Raw genomic sequence first — 22,846 nt, 5'->3', positions numbered from 1 at the left:
AGCAGATCATGGCAACGTTCGAAGCGCAGGATGATCTTTCCCTTTCGGGAAAGGCCTCGGACGTTCGGCCGGGACCATGGCGGCCGGATTGGCATCGAACGATAGCCACAGTATTGCTCGTTCTCACTGCTCCGGCGCTTGCCCTCTCTCTCTGGTGGATCAGCGCCGCGGAGGGATGGGTTTCGTTGCAAGTGTTGCCACCGCCGGATCCGGTGCTCCGAACATTTCTCGAGCTTTTGGCGAGCGGCGACATTCTCACGGCCGCCCTCATCAGCTTCCAACGCATCGCCGAAGGCTTCCTGATCGGAGCGTCGCTCGGCTTCCTTTTCGGCCTTCTTATTGGCCGATCCGCGACCGCCGATGCCTATCTCGGGCCATCCTTCCGGGCGCTGGCCGCCGTGCCGTCCCTCGGCTGGTTGCCGATCCTGATACTCCTGCTTGGAATAGAGGAAAGCCTGAAGATCGTTATCCTGGCGAAGGCCTGCTTCGTGCCCATGGCCATCAGCACGGCCGAGGGCGCTAGGAATATTCCGACGAGATTTGGCGAGGTTGCCGACGTACTCGGCCTTCGCGCCAGAACCCGCTTCTTCAAGCTGATAATGCCGGCAATGGCGCCATTCATCGCGAGCGGCGTGAGGCTTTCCCTCAGCCAGGCTTTCGTTTCCCTGATCGTCGTCGAAATGCTCGCGGGAACGGATGGCCTTGGCTACATGATGGTTTGGGGACGAACGCTGTTCCAGCTCGACATCGTAATTGTCGGCATGATCATCGTCGGCGCCGTCGGCTTCGGACTGGACCTGCTGCTGAAAATGGCTGAGACGGCCGTGCGCAACGGGAGTGCCGCCAATGTCTGAGAGCCTCAGGCTTCCGGTGTGGATCCCGCGCGGGGCTATCATTCCCCTGACGGCGGCTCTCATCTGGTGGGCATCGGCAGCGGCGGGCTTTCTGTCCGGTCCGATGGCCGTCACGCCTCTGCAGGTACTTGAAGTGCCGTTTCTGGATCCCTCGGGACGCGAACTCTGGCCCTCTCTTCTTGCAAGCCTGTTGCGTGTGCTGATCGGGAGCGTGACCGGCAGTGTGATCGGCATCGTTCTCGGCTATTTCGCGGGAACATCCCGTGCCATAGCATTGAGCATATCACCGGGCATCCATACCGTCAGACAGGTCGCACTCTTCGCCTGGATCCCTCTATTAACGGCGTGGTTCGGCAATGGCGAAGGCACGAAGATCGTTTTTACGGTTCTCTCCACCTTCTTTCCACTTTTTCTTGCGACGGAGCAGGGCGTTCGCCAGGTTCCTCCGGCACTGATCGACGTCGCGAACGTCCTGAACCTGCGTCGCGGCACGCGCATCCGGCAGCTCTATTTCCCCGCCGCCCTCCCCAGCATCTATCTCGGCCTGCAGATCGCCATACTCTCAGCCTGGATTGGAACAATCGGTGCGGAATATGCCGTAGGGAACGGGCGTGGACTCGGCAGCTATCTCGCAAGCGCGCGCGACCAGTTCAGAATGGATATCGTTCTCGTTGGCGTCATCGCACTCGCGGTCGGCGGCGTTCTGCTCACCTATTCCGTCCGTCTTGTTGCGGCATCCCTCTCTCCCTGGACGAAAGAACAGCGATGAATGCGCTATCGATCGAACATGTCAGCAAGGCCTATTCCCTTGATGGCGTTGCGCGGCCGGTCCTGAAGGACATCAATTTCACCGTGCGCCGGAACGAGATCGTCGCAATGGTCGGCGCATCGGGATGCGGCAAGTCAACCTTGCTGCGCCTCATCGTGGGCCTTGATAGCGATTTTCGAGGATCGATCGTCTGCGATACGCAGGCATCATCCCGAACCAAGGTCGGCATGGTATTCCAAGACCATCGTCTCTTTCCGTGGCTTACCGTTGAGGGCAATGTCGCCCTCGCCTTCGACAACAGCGATCTTACTGCCCGCCAGCGTCAGGAAAAAGCCAAGCACTATATCGAGCTGGTGGGGCTCGCCGAATTCTCGAAGGCCTACCCGCGCCAGTTGTCGGGAGGGATGGCACAGCGAGCAGCAATCGCACGCGCTCTTGCGCAGGAGCCCGATACTCTTCTGATGGACGAGCCTTTCGGCGCACTCGACTCAATCCTTCGGATGCGTCTTCAGGACGAATTACTGTCAATCTGGGAAAGAAACCAAGTCTCGATCATCATCGTCACGCACGATGTCGAGGAAGCCCTTTATCTTGCCGATCGTGTTATCGTCATGGAGCCCAATCCGGGTCGAATACGCGAGACCATCGACGTCGCGCTCCCGCGACCTCGGGATCGCAACGGCGTTCTGCTGGCAAATTTGAAGAAGCATTGCCTCAGCATGCTTATGTGACTGCCCGGGAAGATGGGGCCTATCTTCTTACGATAAGGAGCGAAAGAACGATCCCGCAAAGCACGCCGATGAAACATATGGCGGGCGTGAGGCGGAATATAATTGCGAGGATTTCTCTACGCCTGGAACCTGCATCGAGTGTCTCGTCTGCGGCATCGTTCTCTCGGACATCGGCTTTCAAGCCGAGAACGTGGCGTCCCTTTCCCGTCAACACGAAACAAAGGCCGAATTGTCCATGGGCGTCGCCCGCGCGAATGAGCGAGGATTCAAGCGCATGCTTCAACAACAGTCCGGTTTCAGCATCCGGGGTGCGATTGCCGGAGAACTCCAGCAGACCCTTGCGATGGATGGCGTCAAGGAATTCCAACATGTCCGAACCGGTTTCTGGTTTCATCTTCCTTCAGCCTGTCCTGAAAATGAGACGGATCCTTTCCGGCCGCTGTTTTGACGAAGCTGTGTGAAGATCGCGTCGAGGGCACGTCAAGAATTTGTGCCGTCAGACGATGCCCTGCCGTATTCGCAGGAAAACTGCGAGGCGGACTTAGGTCCGGAATGCGTGAGGAAACGGGAAGATAGCGCGCACTCACGATCCGGGGAAGGAAACGCGCAAGCGCTCCGGGATTGTGCCGGTTTAATAGCGCGGAACGGTGAAGCGGACGGTCGTCCCGCCGCCTTTGCGGCTTTCGATTGAGGCTTTTCCACCATGCGCCTCGGCGATTGCCTTAACGACAGACAGGCCGAGACCGGACCCTCCAGCCCTCCTGCTCCGCGCCTCGTCGGCTCTCCAGAAGCGCTCGAAGGCGTATTCCAACTCAAGGGGGGTCATTCCGGGGCCGCTGTCCGAAATCTGCAGGATTGCGAATCCGCCCTTCATGAAGGTCTTGACCTCCAGCCGCGACGCTGGTGCATAACGCGCGACATTGTCGATCAACGCGAGAACGACCTGCCGAAGCCGCGCCCGATCCGCTATGATCGACGCACTGCGCAAGTCCGTTACGATTTCGAGCCGCTGTGCCGACAGGGTCGGCCTCATCGTATCGACGGTATCGCCAACTTCGGCAGCCAAATCGAAACGCGACACCTGCAGCTCCATCCGGCCCGCATTCATCAGCGAAAGTGTCTTGAGATCGTCGACGATGCGAGTGAGGGAATCGATATGTTTGACCAGGCCGAGAAAGACATCCTGGCTTGGCTCAAAGACGCCGTCGGCAAGCCCCTGCATCCGCCCCCGAAGGATCGTCAGCGGCGTGCGAAGCTCATGGGCGATGGCGGAATTCGAGTATATAAGCTCCTTTTCTGCCCTCTGGAGCTTCTCCGCCATCTGATTGAAATCTTCGATCAGCCGATCCGCCTCACCGAATGTGCCCTGCCCCGTGGCGCGGCCGGTGAAGTCTCCCTCGGCTATGGTCCGTGCCGTTTCCGCAACGGCGATGAGCGGCTTGACCAGCCGCCGAGCAAGCCGCCACCCGACATAGGCGCCAACCGCCTGGCCGATCGCCACATTGATAGCAAGAACGACGAAGTCGGTCGGCGCCCATTCCTCCGCCGTGGCGGGCCCAGGAAAGAGCCAATCCCAGACCCAACCGTAGATCAGGAAGCCGAAGAACATGACCGACAGGGATACGAACGCGACGATCGTCGTTGACCAGACGATCTGCCGATTGAGGCTGTTTTTAACCAAGGTCGCCAAGGCGGTAGCCTACTCCCCTGACCCCGTTGAGGAGGTTACCGACGCCAACCGCATCCAGCTTCTTGCGAAGCTTGCTCATATGACTGTCCACCGTCCTGTCAAGCGCGTCACCTTCTGGAAGGCAGGCATCGATAATCTCACCTCTTTCGAAGGCCCGGTTCGGATAACCGGCCATGAATTCGAGAATCCGAAACTCGGTTCGGGTCAAGGGCAGAACAATCCGACCATCGCCGTTGTCGACCGACGCCACATGCGCAACAGGATCGATCGATAACCGTCCAACCCGCAGGACCTTGTTCGCCATGCCGCCGCTGACGGAGCGCCTGAGGATCGCGCGGGCTCGGGCGACGACCTCGGCCGGGTTGAATGGCTTCACCACATAGTCGTCGGCGCCTGCACGCAGGCCCTGCAGCCTGTCCACATCATCGGCAAGCGCGGTCACCATGATGACCGGCGTGGTGCCGCGCTTATGGATCGCGGCAAGGACCGCGTAACCATCGAGCTTGGGCAGCTTGACATCCAGCACGACCAGATCGGGCCTGAGACGCTGGTGATGGGAAAGCCCGATCTCGCCATCCGATGCAGTCAGAACGCGGAACCCCTCGCGTTCGAAATAGCGTTCGAGGATATCGGAAATTTCCGGTTCGTCCTCAATGATCAGTACAAGAGCGTTTTCCATTCGCACCTCCGGCCCCGAGAAAAGGCCCCGCGACGCTGGCCGTCAACATTCATTTCGCATCTCCACGAAACCTCCACATACACTCCATCGAACCGCAACGCTTCTCCTGTTTGGTGTCAGATAGAGCAATTCCCGGATAAGTGCGCGGCAGTTTTCCGCCCGGAATCGCGCGAAGACAGTAGCCCGAAGCCGTCAGACGATCTTGAGAAATCATCTGACGGCTTCGGTGTGAACCACAAGACTAGACACGAACGTTCGAAAATAAAATCGAAGCGGTGGGGCGGCGTGACGCAATGTCCGGAAAAATCCTCACCCTTCGGTCCAGACAGGAAACCATCAATGCTGATGAACAAGGGACTGCGCGGGCGAAAAGCACTGCTGACGGTAACGGCTATGCTCGCGCTGGTCGCAGGTCAAGTGTGCTCCCAGGAACAAGCAACCTCCCCGGAAGAAGGCCAGATGCCGACGCCTGCCGTGGGGTTCATTCAATTGAAGGCGCATCCCGTTCCCGTGATGAGCGAACTTCCAGGCCGTATCGCCGCGACCAGGGTTTCGGAAGTGCGGGCCAGAGTCTCGGGCATATTGCAGGAACGGGTTTTCGAACAGGGCAGCCTGGTGCAGAAGGGTGATGTCCTGTACCGGATCGATCCGCGCCTGTTCGAGGTTCGCGTCGCCAGCGCCGAAGCGGCGCTGAAAAAGGCAAAAGCGATTGAAGCCAATGCCAAGCAGCAGCTCGAGCGCCAGCGAACGCTCCGCGAGCGCAACGTCGTCAGCGCGGTGGACTACGATACTGCCGCTGTCAATCTCGATCAGGCCGATGCCGACGTCGCGTCCCAACAGGCCGTGCTTGACGAGGCCAAGATCAACCTCGGCTACACCGAGGTGCGGGCGCCGATTACCGGCGTCATCGGCGGCGCCCTTGCCACCGAGGGAACGTTGGTGACGGCCGACAGCACCTCCAATCTGGCGCTCATTCAACAGGTCGATCCCGTCTACGCCGACTTCACACAGTCGGCCCAGCAGCTTCTTGCGCTCAAGCAGGCGGTGAGCGAAGGCAAGCTCGACAGCCCGGCTCCCGGCCAGGCGCGCGTCGAACTCGTCTTCGACGGCGGCAAGGTCTATTCGCTGCCCGGCAAGCTGCTGTTCTCAAATGCGAACGTCGACCCGAACACTGGCCAGGTCACGCTTCGGGCAGAATTCCCGAACCCGAAGGGCGATCTGCTGCCTGGCATGTATGTTCGTGTACGCATCGAACAAGCGGTTCAGCAGGCAGGTCTCACCATCCCGCAACGCGCGGTCACCCGAACCTCAGAGGGTAAGCCCCAGGTGTACGTCCTCGCCGCCGACAGCACCGCGCAAGTACGCGACATCTCGCTCGGCAGTTCCCTCGGCTCTGAATGGGTCGTCCTTTCCGGGTTGAAAGAGGGCGAAAAGGTGATTGCCGACGGAGTTCAAAAGGTCCAGCCCGGAGCAAAGGTGAACGGGGAGGCATGGAAGCCCGACGCCGCCGAACCCAGCGCGTCCATACAGGCCACGAAGTAACAGAAACATGGCACAGCTATTCATCAAGCGGCCCGTCCTTGCATGGGTTTGCGCATTCTTCATCATGATTGCCGGGGTCATCACGATCCCCATGCTACCGGTCGCGCAGTATCCTAATGTGGCGCCGCCGCAGCTGTCGATTTCAGCCTCCTATCCCGGTGCCTCGCCCCAGGAGATCTACCAGGGCGTGACCCGGCAGATCGAAGAGGAATTGAACGGCGTGCACGGGCTGGTCGACTTTGAGTCGACATCCGACAATTCCGGCTCGGTCAGCATCAATGCGACCTTCACCACGGGGACCGATATCGGCAAAGCAACCGTCGACGTGCAGAATGCCGTCCGCCGCGTTGAATCTCGACTTCCGGCCGCGGTGCGTACACAGGGGATTTCGGTCGAGGAAGCCAGCTCCGGCTTCCTGCTGATCGCGGCTCTGACCTCCACCGACGGCACAATGGATGAGATTGCCCTTGGCGACTACATCAACAGAAACGTCCTCGGTGAACTCCGCCGACTGCCAGGCGTGGGACGTGCGCAGGTTTTTGCCTCGCAGCGCGCACTGCGCGTCTGGATCGATCCGGACAAGATGGTCGGACTGCATCTGACGAGCGCGGACATCAACGCCGCGATCGTAGCGCAGAACGCCCAGGTTGCGGCCGGTCAGATCGGCGCAACCCCGAATCCGATCAGCCAGGACCTGACGGCCAGCGTCATCGTCGAGGGTCAATTGAAGACGGCCGAGCAGTTCGACGACATAATCCTGCGCGCCAATTCGGACGGCTCGACCGTGCGGCTACGCGACGTAGCCCGTATCGAGGACGGCGCGGAAAACTATTCGACGACAAGCCGCCTCAACGGCCAGCCAAGCGCTGGTCTTGCAATCCAGCTGACCTCGACAGGTAACGCCGTCGCCGTTTCCGCTGCAATCAAGACCAAGATGGACGAGCTGTCGAAGTTCTTCCCGAAGGGTGTCAAATACTCCATTCCCTATGACACGAGCCCCTTCGTCAAGGCTTCGATCGAAAAGGTCGTGCACACGCTGATCGAGGCTATCGCTCTCGTCTTCATCGTGATGTTCGTCTTCCTGCAGAACTTCCGCTACACCGTCATTCCGACACTCGTCGTGCCGGTGGCGCTGCTTGGAACCTGCGCGGTGATGTACGCGACAGGCTTCTCGATCAACGTGCTGACCATGTTTGCGATGGTGCTGGCAATCGGCATCCTCGTCGACGACGCTATCGTCGTAGTGGAAAATGTCGAGCGCATCATGGCCGAAGAGGGTCTTTCTCCGAAGGCCGCGACCCAGAAGGCGATGAGCCAGATTACCGGGGCGATCCTCGGCATCACGCTGGTGCTGTCCTGCGTCTTCATTCCCATGGCCTTCTTCCCAGGCGCGTCCGGCATCATCTATCGCCAGTTCTCGCTGACCATGGTCGTGTCGATCCTCTTCTCGGCCTTCCTGGCGCTTTCGCTGACCCCAGCGCTGTGCGCCACGTTCCTGAAGCCCATCAAGCAGGGGCATCATGAGAAGAGCGGCCCTGGCGGCTGGTTTAACCGCAAGTTCAGCAGTCTCACCGCCGGCTATGCCCGGACGGCTACCGGAATGGCGCGTCGATCCGGCCGCATGATGGTCGTTTATCTGGCGCTCGTGCTCGGCCTCGGTTGCCTCTTCGTCAACCTGCCCGGCTCGTTCGTGCCTCAGGAAGACCAGGGTATTCTCATCGTCGATATCCAGGGACCGCCGGAAGCAAGCGCCAACCGCACGATCGCCTCGCTCAAGCAGGTGGAAGCCATATTCAAGGCTGAACCGGCCGTCAGGGACGTCTTCGCCGTTCAGGGCTTCAGCTTCTCGGGCAGCGGCGCGAATGCGGCAATGGCCTTCGTCACGCTCAAGGACTGGAGCGAGCGGCCAGCAGGCAGCTCGGCCGATGAAGTTGCTGCCCGCGTCAACCAGCAGCTCTCCACCTTGAAGGATGCAACCTCCTTCGCCCTGTCGCCGCCCGCGATCGACGGCTTCGGCACAACGAGCGGTTTCTCGTTCAGGCTTCAGGATCGCGCAGGGCGCGGACAGGAAGCGCTCAAGAATGCCGCCGCCGAACTGATGGAGAAGGCAGGAAAGAGCCGCCTTCTTACCAATGTCCGCACCGAGGGCATGCCCGAAGCCGCACAGGTCATCCTTCTAATCGACCGCGAGAAGGCAAACACCTTTGGCGTCGGTTTTGCCGACATCAACGATATCGTCACGGCTAACCTCGGATCCTCCTACATCAACGACCATCCCAATGCAGGGCGGATGCAGCGGGTGATCGTCCAAGCCGATGGACGTAGCCGCATGCAGGTGGAGGACATGATGAAGCTGAACGTTCGCAATGCGAACGGCGGCATGGTTCCTCTGGCCTCCTTTGCAACCGCGACATGGCGCAAGGGCAACCCGCAGATCGTCGGCTATAACGGCTATGCCACGATCCGCATCACGGGCGAGGCGGCCGCAGGTCAGTCGTCAGGGGCGGCCATCGCAGAGATGGAGCGTCTGGCGGCGGAGCTTCCGAGTGGTTTCGGCTACGAGTGGTCGGGGCAATCGAGAGAAGAAATCGCCTCGGGCGCACAGGCGCCGATGCTGTTCGGCCTCTCGATCCTGTTCGTATTCCTGTTGCTGGCAGGCCTGTATGAAAGCTGGTCTATCCCGCTTTCGGTCATGCTCGTAGTCCCGCTCGGCATCATCGGCTGCGTGTTGGCGATGATCCTGCGGGAAATGCCGAACGACCTCTATTTCAAGGTCGGCCTCATCGCGATCATCGGGCTTTCCGCCAAGAACGCAATTCTCATCGTGGAATTTGCCAAGGATTATTACGGGCAGGGCAAGTCGCTGCTGGAATCGGCCATCGAGGCTGCGCGGGTCCGGTTCCGGCCGATCATCATGACATCACTCGCCTTCACTCTCGGCGTTGTTCCGCTTGCGATCGCCACCGGTCCGAGTGCCGCGAGCCAGAACGCGATCGGTACCGGTGTCCTCGGCGGCATGATCTCGGCCACAGTCCTTGCCGTCTTTTTCGTCCCGGCATTCTTCGTCTTCGTTCTCAAGATCTTGCGGACGAAGAGACCGGTCGAGGACCATGCCGGAGAAGAAGGTTCCAAATCGACGACAGTAGCCCATCCCTAACCGGATGGGCGGCACGATCTCCATCTAAAAAGGAAGCCGAAATGCCAGTCGACGTCGCTCAATTCCATCCGCCATCGCCTATGCGGGCGTCTTTGCCAGTCGCTGTCTATCAGTACGATTTTCCGCGCCTCGGACGAGCACGGCCTTAAGGCTTGCTCGTCCGACGGGGAGACGCGAGCGGCAATCGCACTAATACGATCTGCTTTTTGATGTCTCCGGTCGCTCCTTGTTAATTTTGCGAACGCTCGTACGTCAATTCCAAGTGAGAAAACGACCGTTCGAAACTATCTGCCCAGGTGCCTTAATGCATTCGAGTCGCTGGTTCATCCTCGTCGCCGTCATGATGGCATTCACACCCGTCGTGGTGGACATGACGATCCTCCATATCGCCATCCCTTCCCTCGCGGTCGCCTTGGGAGCCTCGGGAAATGAGGTCCTGTGGATCATCGACGTCTATCCGCTAGTCATGGCCGGTCTACTCGTGCCGATGGGAACGCTGGCGGACAGGATCGGCTATCGCCGGATACTCCTGATCGGGCTTGGGGTGTTCGGAGCGGCCTCAATCGCCGCTGCATTTTCCACCTCCGCGCCGATGCTGATTGTCGCGCGTGCGGCGCTCGGGATCGGCTCTTCGATGATCATGCCGTGCGTTCTCGCCCTGATCCGGCAGACCTTCGAAGACGACGCCGAACGGGCGACTGCGCTCGGGATCTGGAGCATCGTCAGCATGGCCGGCGCCGCGATTGGCCCTCTCGTCGGCGGGGTACTGCTGGAGCATTTCTGGTGGGGCTCGGTCTTCCTCGTCAACGTGCCTATCATGCTGATCGTAATTCCGGTCGTTTGGCGGCTTGTCCCACCGTCATCAGGCAATTCGCAAGCGACATGGAAGCCCGGGCAGGCACTGATCCTGGTGGCAGGACTGATTCTCACGGTCTATGGCGTCAAATCCGGCTTCAAAGCAGGACTCAACGTCGAAACCGGGGCAACGCTCATCGTTGGCGTCGGCCTGCTTGCATGGTTTTCCCGCCTACAAATATCCTCCGAAAACCCGATGCTCGATCTGTCCTTGCTGACAAAACCCGCGATTGCCGTTGGGCTGATGATGGCGTTCGTGGCGAGCGGTTCGCTTGCCGGCTTCGAACTGGTGCTGGCACAGGAGCTTCAATTCGTTCTGGATAAGACACCGCTTCAAGCCGGAGTGTTCATGCTGCCCCTCGTCGTTGCCGCAGCAATCGGCGGACCGATAGGCGGCCAGCTCGCCAACCGATACGGCCTTCGGGCGGTCGCCTCATCGTCGATGGCGTCAGCGGCGCTCGCATTGTTTGCAATCTCGCTATCCGACCTTGTCGAAAAGGCCTATATCGTCGCGGTTCTTCTTGGCATCCTCGGCTTTGCGCTTGGTGTCGGGCTTCTAGCATCGTCCATCGCGATCATGGGAAGCGCACCCGCGGAAAAAGCCGGAGCCGCAGGCGCACTCGAAAGCACCGGATATGAGCTGGGCGGAGGATTGGGCATCACGATCTTCGGCGTTCTCGTAAACTCGATCTACCGCTCTGCCTTCTCCAATCCCGTCGCCGGCGACGGGATCTCCAATTCTATCAGCGAAGCGATGACGGTGGCTCGAGAACTCGGCGGGAGCGATGGCCTGGAAATCGCTGTGGCAGCCAAAGCCGCCTTCGCGGAAGCGCACGGTTCGGTCCTGGTGCTGGTGGCAGCGATGATCGCTTTGCTTTCCGCCTTGGTCTTCATCGCGCTTCGCAATGCGCCCAAGGCGGAGGCGCACTGAGCGCGACGCAAATCGGCAGAGCTAAGGGCTGACTTGCATCTGGATATCGAATGAAGGAATTTCGGTAGGCCGTAACTTACTTACGGCCCACCGATCCGTTCCATTACCAGGCAAGCTTCGGAACTGCGTCCAGCAACATTCGTGTGTACGGCTGCTTCGGCTCAGCGAAGATATGCGAGACCGCACCTTCCTCGACGATCTTCCCGTGATGCATGACGACTACCCGATCGCACAGATGTCGGACGACGGATAGATCATGGCTGATGAAAAGCAGCGTCAGATTTAGGCTGCGCTTCAGCTCCAGAAGAAGATTGATGACCTGCGCCTGAATCGACACATCGAGCGATGCCACAGGTTCGTCGCAAACAATCAATTCCGGCTGCATGGCAAGCGCGCGCGCAATCGCGATGCGCTGCCTCTGTCCACCGGAAAACTGGTGCGGATAGCGGTCTGCCAGTGCCGGGTCGAAGGCGACAGCCTTGAGCCAGCGGTTGACATAACTGCGCGCGTCTTTCTTCGTGCAAAGCCTATGTGCTATCGGACCGTCCGTAACGGATTGAAATATCGTGCGCCGGGGATCAAGCGATGCGAAGGGGTCCTGGAAGATCATCTGCACCGAAGTCCCGATCTTGTTGTCGTTTTCCCGCACCTTGCGGCCATCGACGAGGACATTGCCTGAGGTCGGCGTGTAGATGCCGCAGATGATCCGTCCCAGCGTGGATTTGCCGGAGCCGGATTCACCCACCAGCCCCAGCACCTCACCGCGTGCAATCGTCAGGCTTGCCGATTGCACGGCATGATTGACATGAGGCGGCTTGGCGATACCGAGGCGCTGCGCAAAACGGCCCGCCGACCCCATCGGCTTCTGGAACACCATGTCGACGTCTTTAACGCTGACAAATTCCGGGTTCGCTTCGATCGGCTTGTTCGGCTCCTCGCCCGAAACAGAAAATTGCTCGGCATTTTCCGTAGCGGACGAGGTCAGCAGCTCTCCAGGCCGTTTTCTCGAGGGCAAGGCATCAAGCAATCCTCGCGTATAGGGGTGTTTCGGCGATCCCAATACCTCCGGCACAGATCCCATCTCGACGATCTTGCCGAGGCGCATGACGGCAATCTTCTGCGATATCGATGCGACGGTCGCCAGATCATGGCTGATCCAGATCATCGAGATGCCGAGTTCGGCGACAAGCGCCTTCACTTCCTTCAGGATCTCGGCCTGAACGGACACGTCGAGCGCCGTCGTCGGCTCGTCCGCGATCACCAGCTTGGGCTTGTGCAATAGAGCGATCGCGATTGCGACGCGCTGACGCATGCCGCCGGAAAACTGATGCGGATATTGATCGACCTTTTTCTCAGGCTCGACGATGCGCACCCGCGCCAGAGCATCGATCGCGCGACGGCGAACCTCGGCGTCGGACGCCTTTTCATGCGCTCTTATCGCCATCGCAATCTGGTCGATGACCTTCAGCACCGGGTTGAGGGTCATCATCGGGTCCTGAAAGACCATGGAGATTTCCCGGCCGCGAATGCTGCGCAGTTCACCCTCGGACAATCCGACCAGTTCGCGCCCCTCAAATCGGATCGAACTTCCTGGCTGAATACGCCCCGGTCTATCGAGCAGCCCGATCAGCGAAAAACCCGTAATGGATTTGCCCGAACCGGATTCGCCGACCAACCCCAAAATCTGGCCCTTCTCGACATCGAACGAAATGCCATCGACGGATTTGACCGTGCCGCGTTCAGTTTCGAAGTAGGTGCGAAGATTGTCGACTTGCAAAAGAGCGGTCATTTGCGCAACCTCGGATTCAATATGTCCCTGATCTGATCGCCCATGAGGTTGATCGCCATGATCAGAATAATCAGCGCGACGCCGGGATAGATGGAAATCCAGTAGCGTCCTGACAGAAGATACTGGAAGCCGTTGGCAATCAGCATGCCGAGCGAGGGCTCGGTCGGAGGCAAGCCGACACCGAGGAAGGAGAGCGTCGCCTCGAGCGAGATCGCTGATGCGACCTGAACGGTTGCGACTACGATCAGGGGCGGCAGCGAGTTGGGGAGAATATGTCGCGTCACGACGTGCCAACCGCTCATCGGTATCGAAAGAGCGGCCTGCACATAGTCCTTTTGCCGTTCAGCCGACGCGGCACCATGAGCGGTTCTGACGAAGTAGGCGTATTGTGCAAAGACGAGCGCCAGAATCAGCTGCGACTTTCCCTGCCCGAGCAGAGCGGCAACGACAAAGGCCAGAAGAATGGCAGGAAAGGAGAGCTGGACGTCGACAAGACGCATGATGAATGTCTCGGTGCGCCCACCGAGATAGGCTGCAAAACACCCGACGATTGCACCTAGGCTGAAGGCGATCGCGCCGGCGATCAGTCCCATCTCGAGAGAAATGCGCAGCCCGTAGATCATCGCGGAGAAAAGATCTCTGCCCTGACTGTCCGAGCCAAGCCAGTAGTGCATTCCATTCGCACCGACATAGCCGGGAGGTCTGCGCGCATCGCGTAGCACCAGAGACTTGAGATCATATGGATCCTGCGGCGTGATCCATGGTGCAAATATGGCCAGCAAAACGATGACGGCAACAGCGATAAGGGCGACAACCGCGACCTTGTTCTTCGCAAAAGCGCGCCAGAACTCCATCATCGGCGAGACACGCCGTTGCGGAGTGCTAATACGATTGGAAGCCGACATCTCAACGACCTTTCTGACGCAGGCGCGGATCGAGGAGAGCATAGGCCAGATCGACGCAGAGATTGATGACGACGAACAAGACGGCAACCATCATCAAGTAGGCGACCATGACAGGCCGATCCAATGACGCAATGGAATCGACAATGAGCTTGCCGAGGCCTGGCCAATTGAAGATGGTCTCCGTGACAAGCGCGAATGCTAACGTGGAGCCAAGCTCAAGCCCAAACACCGTCACGAGTGGAATGGAGATCAGCTTCAGCACATGCTTGCGCAGGATCGTACCTTCCGGAATGCCGGCGGCGCGGGCAAACTTGATCGTGTCGGTGGTCATGACTTCACGCGTACCCGCTGCTGCCAATCGGCACATCATGGCCATTTTGAACAAAGCGAGATTGAGAACGGGCAAGGCGAGATGCGTCCATCCGTCGCCGGTCAGGAACGAGAATGGAACGCCGAAAAGATTGACGGTCGCCCCTCGTCCACCAGCCGGCAGAATACCCAGCTGCACGGCAAAAACCATGATGAGCATAAGTCCGATCCAAAAGGTCGGTACGGAAAATCCGAGAATCGAGCCAGCCAGGATCAGCTTCGGCAGGAAGCCATCGGGCCGATAGCCCGCATAGACGCCGAGCGGCACGCCGATCACCGAGGCCAGCAAAACCGCAATGACGGCAAGCTCCAGCGTTGCCGGCAAGCGCTGCGCAATCAGCTCAACGACCGGCATATTGAACACGAACGATCTGCCGAAGTCGCCACTAACCGTTTTAAGGACAAAATCGATATACTGCTTCCAGAGAGGCTGATTGAGCCCGTATTCCTCGATGACACGCTGGCGAATTTCCTGCGTAACGTCAGGAGATATGAGCACGTCGATCGGGTTACCGATGACGTAGACACCGATGAAGACGAGAATGGACATGACGATCAGGACCATGAGCGCCTGTCCAGATCTGCGAAAAATGAATGAAGCCATGTGCTTCTCTCTGGATGCGTCCCCTGCGATTGCGCAAGGGACCCTGCGTTAAAACGATAGGTCCGGCGTCTCAGTGCCAGTCATGCTCGATTTCATGCCGCGTCTCTTCGACGGCGACCTTCCAGATTTCCATCATGTCCTGATCTGGCCGCTGGAATACGCCGTGGTAATTGCCTTCGGCGATGCGTTCGCGCTTGCGTCCCGCGTCGACGCGCGCCGCCGCTGCAAAATCGATGCGATCCTTCTTGAAGTTCGGAACCGGCGCGCCTTCCAGGCGCGTCCATGGAAAGTTTTCCATCCAGCTTGCATGGCTGGCGGCCGAATCGATTTCCAGCACCTTTGCCATGGTCTTCGGAGCGCGCCACCAGTCATGGAGTTTGACTGAGGTATCGCGATGGCTGTTCATCCATTCCGACAAAAGCGGGTTGATCGGCGTATTGCCGCCATGGCCGTTGACGATGAGAATACGCCGGAAACCGGAATGATAGACACTGTCGAGTATGTCCTCGATGACGTTGATATAGGTACGAAGCGAAAGCGTTACCGTACCTGGAAAATCTGCAAAGCCGGACGCCATGCCATAGGGCAGGCATGGGAAGACGGGCACGCCTGTCGGCTCCGCCGCGTCAACCGAAACACGCTCGGCCAGGATCATATCGGTCGCAAGGCTCAGATAGGCGTGCTGCTCAACCGACCCGATTGGTATGATGCAACGATCGTCTTCCTTCACACGGGCCTCGACCTGCGACCAATGCATGTCCTGAATGCGCATTTTCGTCTCCTGCAATGATGGGGGATCAGCCGGTTGAACGCACTAACCCCTCACGAAGAGCCCAGTGCGACGAGCATCTCCGCATTTTATTTGTTTTGTAATTCGGTTCCATTAGGAACAAAAAAATGGAGTTGACGCAACAAATTTTTTAAATATCGTCCCAAATAGTACTAATTGGAAAATCTGATCGGGTTTTGTCGATGGACGAACTGTTGCGCACTGCCCTATATGAAGGGAGAGCCGGAAGAGAGGAGCCGGGGCTTTCGAGCCTCTCGGAAGACGATCCGCTCTACCCTAAACTTTGGCGGAACCCCTGTTGGTTTTCCTTCCGTCTTAACTACCTGGCATTGCAGTTCAACAATCCGGTCTATGGGTTGATCCAGCAGCAGCTGGGCCTGCTTCGACCCGAATTCGTGGTGCTCTGGTCCCTCTATCTGAGTGATGAGCTCACCTTGACCGAGGTCGTCCGCTCCTCGGGCTTTCCGAAAAACACTCTGAGCCGCGCCGTCACCAAATTGGACACGCTCGGCATGATCAGCCGCGAGCTCGACCGGATCGATCAGCGGCGCGTCGCACTCAAGTTGACGGAGAAAGGTCGCGCCGCGGTCGAGGCCGTCGAGGAGAAGATGATGAGCTACGAGCGGACGATGCTCGAATGCCTCTCGCCCGCCGAACGCCTGAACCTCTCCGAAATCCTGACCAAGCTTGTGGTGGCTTCCGAAAACTGGCCGCAGCAGCTGGTCCCTGACCTTGAGCCCGAAGGGGATGGAGACGAGGTCTCCTGACGCCGGGCACAAACAACCGGCGGCAAGCCGTTCTTGCCCATGAGAAAGAGATAAGGGAACACATGACAATACGCTCCGTCTTCAAGGCCGCATTGCTGGCCACCACCATCATGATGCCGCTGTCGGTGATGGCTGCAGATCTCGTCATCGCCACCAAATCCGGCCCGGCCTCGATGGATCCGCATTTCACGGCAACCTCCGCCAATGCCGAGGCCACCAAGCATGTATTCGATACCTTGCTGAAGTCCGGTAACAAGCTTGAGGTCGAACCTTCCCTCGCCGTGAGCTGGAAGCCGGTCGACGACACCACCTGGGAATTCAAGCTGCGCGAAGGCGTGAAGTTCCACGATGGATCCGACTTCACCGCCGAGGACGTCAAGTTCTCGATCGAGCGTATTCCGAACGTCACCGGTCCAAACCCATCGACGATCTATGTCCGCAGAGTGAAGAGCGTGGAAGTCGTCGATCCGCACACCGTTCGCGTCAAGACCCTTGCGCCCGCGCCGACCCTTCCCAATGATTTCGTTCGTCTGTTCATCGTGTCTCACAAGGCAGCAGCTGCCTATTCGACCAAGGAGACGGCGGCGGATGGCTTCAACTCAGGCAAGGCAACGATCGGCACTGGCCCGTACAAGTTCGTAAAATGGGCACCGACGCAGGATCTCGTCCTTGAGAAGTTCGACGGCTACTGGGGCGGCGTACAGCCTTGGGATCATGTCATCCGCAAGGAAATCCCGAATGACGCGGCCCGAGTCGCGCAGTTGAAGGCCGGCCAGGTCGACCTGATTTCGAAAGTCCCGTCAACGGATCTTGCCGCTCTGGAATCCGATTCCAAGCTCACGGTAGTCAAGGACGAGTCGGTCTACATCCCCTATCTGGAGTTCGACTTCCGCAAGGACACTCCGATGGTCTGGGACAAATCCGGAAAGAAGCTGGATAAGAACCCCTTCCTCGATCCGCGCGTGCGCGAAGCGTTCGACCTTGCCGTCGATCGCCAGACAATCACCGAAGTCGCACTTGAGGACATGGGCAAGGTTCCCACGCAAATGGTGGCCTCGAACATCTTCGGTTACAACAAGGATATTGCGCCCAGCCCATTCGACGTGGCGAAGGCAACCAAGCTGATGGCTGATGCCGGCTATCCGAACGGCTTCAAGGTGTCGCTGAACTACGCAAACGACCGCTTGCCGACGGAACTTGGACCGACCGTCGCTCAGTTGCTTGCTGCGATCAATGTCCAGGTCGACGTCAACGGCGTTCCAGCAGCCGTGTTCAACCCCGCCAAGACCCGCGGCGAGTATTCGCTGTACATGGCTTCCTGGGGTACGCTGACCGGCGAAGCCAACTACATGCTGTCGTCTTTAATGCACACCAATGATAGCGCCAAGTCGCTCGGTGCGTTCAACACGCGCGGATACTCCAACCCGCAGATGGACAGGCTGATCGAGGATGCCGCAAGCGAGATGGACGAGACCAAGCGTCGCGATCTCCTCGAAAAGGCAAACCTTCTCGTTTCCACCGACAGGCCGGATCTTCCGCTTGCAGTGAACGTATCGGCATGGGGCGTCAAGAAGGACAAGATCTCCTACGCGCCGCGCTCCGACGAGGACACATTGGCGATGGACGTCAAGCCGAAGTGATATATTGCGGACCCCGGGGTGGTTTTGCCGCCGGGGTCCGCCCTTTCATTCGATGCATTCCGCGGCAGCCTTATGTCTTGGTTGGCGCGCATCTGTGCAAGGGATGGAGGCTGACGTTTCGCCTTAGGCGTCCTTCCAGGTGGAAAACGTCGCCGCTTGCCCGCGGTGATTTCCATCATTGTCAATGAGCTGCCAGACAATACCGTCTTCGATCCAGAATCGTCGCCCGGATTTTGCGATTCTCAATCCACGATAGTCGGAAATGAAGCCGTTGCTGCTGACGGCATCCAGCAATCGCTGGCGCTCCGCGCGATTGGGAAGCTCAGCCGACAGTCGTGAGGGCAAGGTGACGAACTCGTCCCAAGGGTATTCAAAGCAATTCTGGGCCGTCTTGTTGGCAAAGACGAAGCGCGGATCAGGATCGGTATTGTGGGCCACGACCACAAAAGGGGCCTTGTGATAGAGCCAGTCCGGCCCTTGCCCTTCGGCGACAAGCGAAGTTCCGACAATCCGGCGAAAACTGCCGGTCAATAGGTCGAAAAACGCCGGATCGACCGACAGATCCCCAGCGTTGTTCTCAGTGTCGCTAGCCATTCACGCCCTTCCCATTCATTTGATATCGTCAGATGCGGCGTTCATCAGCCGCTTGCACAAACCGATGTGCGATAAAATGCCCTGCAGCCGCACGGGGCCGTCGCCAAGCAGCCCCATAGCAGAACTCATGTCATCCACTTCCGATGTTCGGCGAAGCGTTCCACAAGTAGGTCAATAAACAGCCGCACCTTGGTCGGCAGATGGCTGCGGTTCGGATAAATCGCGCTGATGATGAACTCCACTGCCCGATAGTCTGGCATTACGCGTACGAGCCGGCCGGCAGCGACGTCTTCAAAGACGATGAAGCTCGGAGCTAGGAAGATGCCTTGGCCGCTCGCCAGCAGAAATCGCAGCGTTTCAGCGCTGTTGGAGACGACATTACCGGAAATCTTGACGCCCGTCTGATTACCGTCGGCATCTTCGAAGCGCCATTCGTCGCCATAGGGATAATAGGCATATTGCAGGCAATTATGCTCAGCCAGATCGGCGGGCACCTTTGGCATGGAATGCGTGTCGCGATATTCGGGTGAACAAACCAGCATATGTCGCCACGGCGTGAGCTTGCGCGCAACCAGCGTCGATTCCTGCGTGGGCAAGGTGCGGATCATCAAGTCATAACCCTCCTCGATCATGTCGATCGCGCGCTCACCGACGCTGAAATCCAGAGAAATTGCCGGATATTGCGTCATGAACTCGTTGACGACGGGAAGCAGAAAGCGAACGATGGCGCCGCTGGTGTAGATTTTCAACGTGCCGCGCGGCGTGGTGTTGAGCGCGCCTGCTGTCCGGTCGATCTCTTCAAGGTCTGCGAGGATCTGTGAGGAACGCTCGTAGTAATATTTCCCGGTTTCCGTCAGACTGACCTTGCGCGTCGTGCGGTTCAAAAGCCGCACGCCGAGGCGATCTTCCAGCGATTGCACATGATTGCCCACCATGGTGACGGACATATTGAGCCGGCGGGCGGCGGCGGAGAAACCGCCACACTCCACCACCCGGCCAAAGACTGTAAGGCTGGTCAGCCGATCCATTTGTTCCTCGGATTATCCACTCTGAATTGATGATCCTTCCAGATTCGAGGAGATTATCAGAAAGACCATTCGGACGCATCTTCACCTCAACAAAATGGCCCCTGGCAAGCGGGCCATGATATTGAAGGAGATGGAAAATGGTCGAGCTGCCCCGCAATGAGGCGTTCAAGAACGCAAGCCAGGCCGAAGTCGTGCCGGCAGGTGAGGTGACAAAGACGCCCCGCATTGAAGCTCCGCAGGCGCCCGTGGCCGAAGCCCCTGCCCCAAGCACGGCAAAAAACCCGAGAGCAGGACGCAAGCTCATCAAGCGTGGCGTACTCGTCGCGGCCCTCCTGGCCGGCGCCGCGTTTGCTGCCGATTTCGGCTATCGCTATTGGACGATCGGCCGCTTCATCGAATCGACCGACGACGCCTATGTAAAGGCCGATTACACCGCGATCGCCCCCAAGGTCGCCGGCTATATCAGGCAAGTGCTTGTCAACGACAACGACACCGTCAAGGCCGGCCAGGTGCTGGCCCGCATCGACGACCGCGACTTCCAAGCGGCGTTGTCGCAGGCCAGGGCTGACCTCAAGGCCGCAGATGCGGCGATTGCTAACATTGATGCGCAAATCCTGCTGCAACAATCGCTGATCGCACAAGCCAAAGCGACGGAAACCGCTTCGCAGGCTTCGCTCGTCTTCGCGCAGTCCGATGCCGCGCGCTCGGCTCGGCTGAACTCCAACGGCGTCGGCAGCCAATCTCAGGCCGAACAGACGCAATCGGCTCGCGATCAAGCCGCTGCCGCCGTCGAACGCGATCAGGCCGCCATCATTGCCGCCCAAAACAAGGTGCCGGTGCTGCAGAGCCAGCGCGATCAGGCCGCCGCCCAGCGCGATCGGGCTGCCGCAACCGTTCAGCAAGCGGAACTCAATCTTTCCTATACGGATATCGTTGCAGCCGTGGACGGCACGGTCGGTGCCCGCTCGATCAGGGTCGGGCAGTACGTCACATCAGGCACGCAATTAATGGCGGTCGTGCCGCTGCATTCCGTCTATGTCGTCGCAAATTTCAAGGAGACGCAACTCACCTATGTGCGCCCCGGCCAGCTAGTCGAGATCAAGGTCGACAGCTTCCCTGACGTGGCGATCAAGGGGCATGTCGACAGCCTCTCGCCAGCAAGCGGCCTGGAATTCTCGTTGCTGCCGCCGGACAATGCCACCGGCAACTTCACCAAGATCGTTCAGCGCATTCCGGTCAAGATCGTCATCGATGACGAGCGCCTGGCCGGCCTGTTGCGCTCCGGCATGTCGGTCGAGCCTGAAATCGATACCAAGGCCGCACAGACATCCACCGCCAATGCGGGGGGACCATCCGGCCACGCTGGATGATCCTTACCGTTCTTCGCCGATTATCGCCTCAACACTGTCATGAGATTATTCCGGCTTGAGCCGGAAGGAGCCGCATCATGGCCACTCTTCAGATCGCCGCCAACAATAATTCCACTTTGCCGACCACTAGGTCAGCTGCCCCGGCCGCCAGGCCTGCCATGAGCCCGCTGCGCATGTGGACCGCCGTCATCGGCTCCACCCTTGGCGCCTTCATGGCCGTCCTCAATATCCAGATCGTCAATGCATCGCTCGCCGACATCCAGGGCGCGATCGGCGCCGGCACGGATGACGGCGGCTGGATCTCGACCTCCTATCTGATTGCCGAGATCGTCGTCATCCCCCTCAGCGCCTGGCTTGCCCGCGTCTTCTCGGTCCGCCTCTATTTGCTGACCAACGCGATCCTCTTCCTCGTCTTCTCGGTCGGCTGCGCGTTCGCCGCGAACCTGCAGCAGATGATCGTGTTGCGCGCCATCCAGGGCTTTTCGGGCGGCGTGCTGATCCCGATGGCCTTCACCATCATCATCACCTTGCTTCCAAAACCCAAGCAGCCGATGGGCCTTGCGCTCTTTGCCCTCTCCGCGACCTTTGCGCCGGCCATCGGCCCGACCATTGGCGGCTACCTCACTGAAAGCTGGGGCTGGCAGTATATTTTCTACGTCAATCTTGTGCCCGGCATTCTTATGGTTGCCATGCTCTGGGTGTCGCTTGACCGCTCGCCGATGAACCTCTCCTTGCTGGCAAAGGGAGACTGGCCGGGGATCATCACCATGGCGGTCGGTCTCGCCGCCCTGCAAGCAGTGCTTGAAGAAGGCAATAAGGACGACTGGTTCAGTTCGCCATTCATTGTCCGTCTGTCGGTCATCGCCGCAGTGTCCCTGTCGCTCTTCCTGATCATCGAGCTTCGCGCCGCTCATCCGCTACTCAATCTTCGCCTGCTCGTGCGCCGCAATTTCGGCTTCGGCATGCTTGCCAATTTCCTGCTCGGCATTGCACTCTATGGTTCGGTCTTCATCCTGCCGATCTATCTCACGCGCATTCAGGGCTACAATTCCGAGCAGATCGGCCTGGTGCTCGCTTGGACCGGCATTCCGCAGCTGATCCTGATCCCGCTGGTGCCACAGCTGATGAAGCGTTTCGACGCCCGCCTGCTGATCATCGTCGGCTTTGCGCTCTTTGCCGCCTCGAACTTCATGAATGTCTATATGACCGGCAACTATGCCAGCGATCAGCTCTTCTGGCCGAATATCGTGCGTGCCGTCGGCCAGGCATTGGCATTCACACCGCTCACCGCGATCGCCACCGCAGGCATCGAGCAGGAAAATGCCGGCTCGGCCTCGGCACTCTTCAACATGATGCGCAATCTCGGCGGTGCAGTCGGCATCGCAGCGCTGCAGACCTTCCTCACCAAGCGCGAGCAGTTCCACTCGAATATCCTGACGAATTCCGTCTCGATGTTCGAGGACGCCACCCGCGACCGCGTCGCCAGACTGACAAGCTACTTCCTCAATCATGGGGTCAGCGATCAGGCGCTCGCCACACATAAGGCGATCGTCGCCATTGCCGGCAGCCTGCGCAAACAAGCAAACATCATGGCCTTCAGCGATACCTTCTATCTGCTCGGCGTTGCGCTCGTTGTTGCGCTGCTTGCCAGCCTGTTCCTCAAGAAATCCTCTCACCTTTCGGGTGCCGGCGCTCACTAGAGCCGGATGGTTTCAGGTCTATTCGACCTGAAACCTGAATCCGCTCTAGAATCAAAAAGATAGAGCATGATGTCGCTCAAGA

The 22,846-nt window shown here is 59.0% G+C and carries 19 protein-coding genes; 10 read left to right on the top strand and 9 right to left on the bottom strand.

Annotated features, from left to right (window positions below; all coding sequences use genetic code 11):
• Positions 1-8: 8 nt before the first annotated feature.
• Genes QD461_RS09905 through QD461_RS09895 form a run of 3 tightly spaced genes read left to right on the top strand, consistent with a single transcriptional unit; the run spans position 9 to position 2,354 of the window.
• A complete protein-coding gene (locus tag QD461_RS09905) occupies positions 9-854 on the top strand; it encodes an ABC transporter permease (protein ID WP_414087580.1) in 846 nt (281 codons plus the stop codon).
• Positions 847-1,623 (top strand): ABC transporter permease, encoded by a 777-nt coding sequence (locus QD461_RS09900; RefSeq protein WP_414087579.1) that lies wholly within the window; start codon positions 847-849, stop codon positions 1,621-1,623. Before QD461_RS09905 ends, QD461_RS09900 begins: the two co-directional genes overlap by 8 nt.
• The gene (locus QD461_RS09895; RefSeq protein WP_414087578.1) at positions 1,620-2,354 is read left to right on the top strand and encodes an ABC transporter ATP-binding protein; all 735 of its coding nucleotides are present in this window, start codon (positions 1,620-1,622) and stop codon (positions 2,352-2,354) included. Before QD461_RS09900 ends, QD461_RS09895 begins: the two co-directional genes overlap by 4 nt.
• Before the next feature lie 19 nt (positions 2,355-2,373).
• On the opposite strand, the gene QD461_RS09890 is transcribed toward QD461_RS09895, so the two are convergent.
• The 3 genes from QD461_RS09890 to QD461_RS09880 form a co-directional block, all read right to left on the bottom strand.
• A complete protein-coding gene (locus tag QD461_RS09890) occupies positions 2,374-2,748 on the bottom strand; it encodes a hypothetical protein (protein ID WP_414087577.1) in 375 nt (124 codons plus the stop codon).
• Between the two features lie 237 nt (positions 2,749-2,985).
• A complete protein-coding gene (locus tag QD461_RS09885; RefSeq protein WP_414087576.1) occupies positions 2,986-4,044 on the bottom strand; it encodes an ATP-binding protein in 1,059 nt (352 codons plus the stop codon).
• Positions 4,028-4,723, bottom strand: coding sequence for a response regulator (locus QD461_RS09880; protein WP_184703632.1), 696 nt, complete (start codon positions 4,721-4,723; stop codon positions 4,028-4,030). The genes QD461_RS09885 and QD461_RS09880 overlap by 17 nt, the downstream gene beginning before the upstream one ends.
• Positions 4,724-5,062: 339 nt before the next feature.
• Between QD461_RS09880 and QD461_RS09875 the strand changes: the two genes are divergently transcribed.
• The 3 genes from QD461_RS09875 to QD461_RS09865 all read left to right on the top strand — a co-directional run bounded on the left by QD461_RS09875 (position 5,063) and on the right by QD461_RS09865 (position 11,208).
• A complete protein-coding gene (locus tag QD461_RS09875) occupies positions 5,063-6,265 on the top strand; it encodes an efflux RND transporter periplasmic adaptor subunit (protein ID WP_414087575.1) in 1,203 nt (400 codons plus the stop codon).
• A 7-nt stretch (positions 6,266-6,272) separates the two neighbouring features.
• Entirely contained in the window at positions 6,273-9,422 is a 3,150-nt protein-coding gene (locus tag QD461_RS09870; protein ID WP_414087574.1) for a multidrug efflux RND transporter permease subunit, read from the top strand.
• Positions 9,423-9,726: 304 nt separating this feature from the next.
• Positions 9,727-11,208: an MFS transporter gene (locus tag QD461_RS09865; RefSeq protein ID WP_414087573.1), complete on the top strand. Its 1,482-nt coding sequence runs from the start codon at positions 9,727-9,729 to the stop codon at positions 11,206-11,208.
• Between the two features lie 103 nt (positions 11,209-11,311).
• On the opposite strand, the gene QD461_RS09860 is transcribed toward QD461_RS09865, so the two are convergent.
• From QD461_RS09860 to QD461_RS09845, 4 genes are all read right to left on the bottom strand, one after another.
• A complete protein-coding gene (locus tag QD461_RS09860; protein WP_414087572.1) occupies positions 11,312-12,997 on the bottom strand; it encodes a dipeptide ABC transporter ATP-binding protein in 1,686 nt (561 codons plus the stop codon).
• A complete protein-coding gene (locus QD461_RS09855; protein ID WP_414087571.1) occupies positions 12,994-13,902 on the bottom strand; it encodes an ABC transporter permease in 909 nt (302 codons plus the stop codon). Before QD461_RS09855 ends, QD461_RS09860 begins: the two co-directional genes overlap by 4 nt.
• 1 nt (position 13,903) lies before the next feature.
• A complete protein-coding gene (locus tag QD461_RS09850) occupies positions 13,904-14,875 on the bottom strand; it encodes an ABC transporter permease (protein ID WP_414087570.1) in 972 nt (323 codons plus the stop codon).
• A gap of 70 nt (positions 14,876-14,945) precedes the next feature.
• A complete protein-coding gene (locus QD461_RS09845) occupies positions 14,946-15,647 on the bottom strand; it encodes a creatininase family protein (RefSeq protein ID WP_414087569.1) in 702 nt (233 codons plus the stop codon).
• A gap of 212 nt (positions 15,648-15,859) precedes the next feature.
• Between QD461_RS09845 and QD461_RS09840 the strand changes: the two genes are divergently transcribed.
• Positions 15,860-16,432 (top strand): MarR family winged helix-turn-helix transcriptional regulator, encoded by a 573-nt coding sequence (locus tag QD461_RS09840; protein WP_414087568.1) that lies wholly within the window; start codon positions 15,860-15,862, stop codon positions 16,430-16,432.
• Positions 16,433-16,494: 62 nt separating this feature from the next.
• On the top strand, positions 16,495-18,072 hold the full coding sequence (locus tag QD461_RS09835) for an ABC transporter substrate-binding protein (protein WP_414087567.1): 1,578 nt from the start codon (positions 16,495-16,497) through the stop codon (positions 18,070-18,072).
• Between the two features lie 123 nt (positions 18,073-18,195).
• Here the strand turns inward: QD461_RS09835 and QD461_RS09830 are convergent, their stop codons facing one another.
• Positions 18,196-18,666 carry an MEKHLA domain-containing protein gene (locus QD461_RS09830; RefSeq protein WP_414087566.1) on the bottom strand — a complete coding sequence of 157 codons (471 nt, stop codon included), beginning with the start codon at positions 18,664-18,666 and terminating at the stop codon, positions 18,196-18,198.
• Positions 18,667-18,791: 125 nt separating this feature from the next.
• A complete protein-coding gene (locus QD461_RS09825; protein WP_184703622.1) occupies positions 18,792-19,694 on the bottom strand; it encodes a LysR family transcriptional regulator in 903 nt (300 codons plus the stop codon).
• A 137-nt stretch (positions 19,695-19,831) separates the two neighbouring features.
• Between QD461_RS09825 and QD461_RS09820 the strand changes: the two genes are divergently transcribed.
• Both QD461_RS09820 and QD461_RS09815 read left to right on the top strand, forming a co-directional pair.
• Positions 19,832-21,064 (top strand): HlyD family secretion protein, encoded by a 1,233-nt coding sequence (locus QD461_RS09820; RefSeq protein WP_414087565.1) that lies wholly within the window; start codon positions 19,832-19,834, stop codon positions 21,062-21,064.
• Positions 21,065-21,141: 77 nt separating this feature from the next.
• Positions 21,142-22,764, top strand: coding sequence for an MDR family MFS transporter (locus QD461_RS09815; protein WP_414087564.1), 1,623 nt, complete (start codon positions 21,142-21,144; stop codon positions 22,762-22,764).
• Positions 22,765-22,846 lie beyond the last annotated feature (82 nt).

Origin of the sequence: Rhizobium sp. BR 314 (assembly GCF_047445805.1) — a bacterium.
Classification (GTDB): domain Bacteria; phylum Pseudomonadota; class Alphaproteobacteria; order Rhizobiales; family Rhizobiaceae; genus Rhizobium; species Rhizobium lusitanum_B.
Note: the sequence above shows the minus strand (reverse complement) of the source record. Positions and strands in the feature narration are given on the sequence as shown.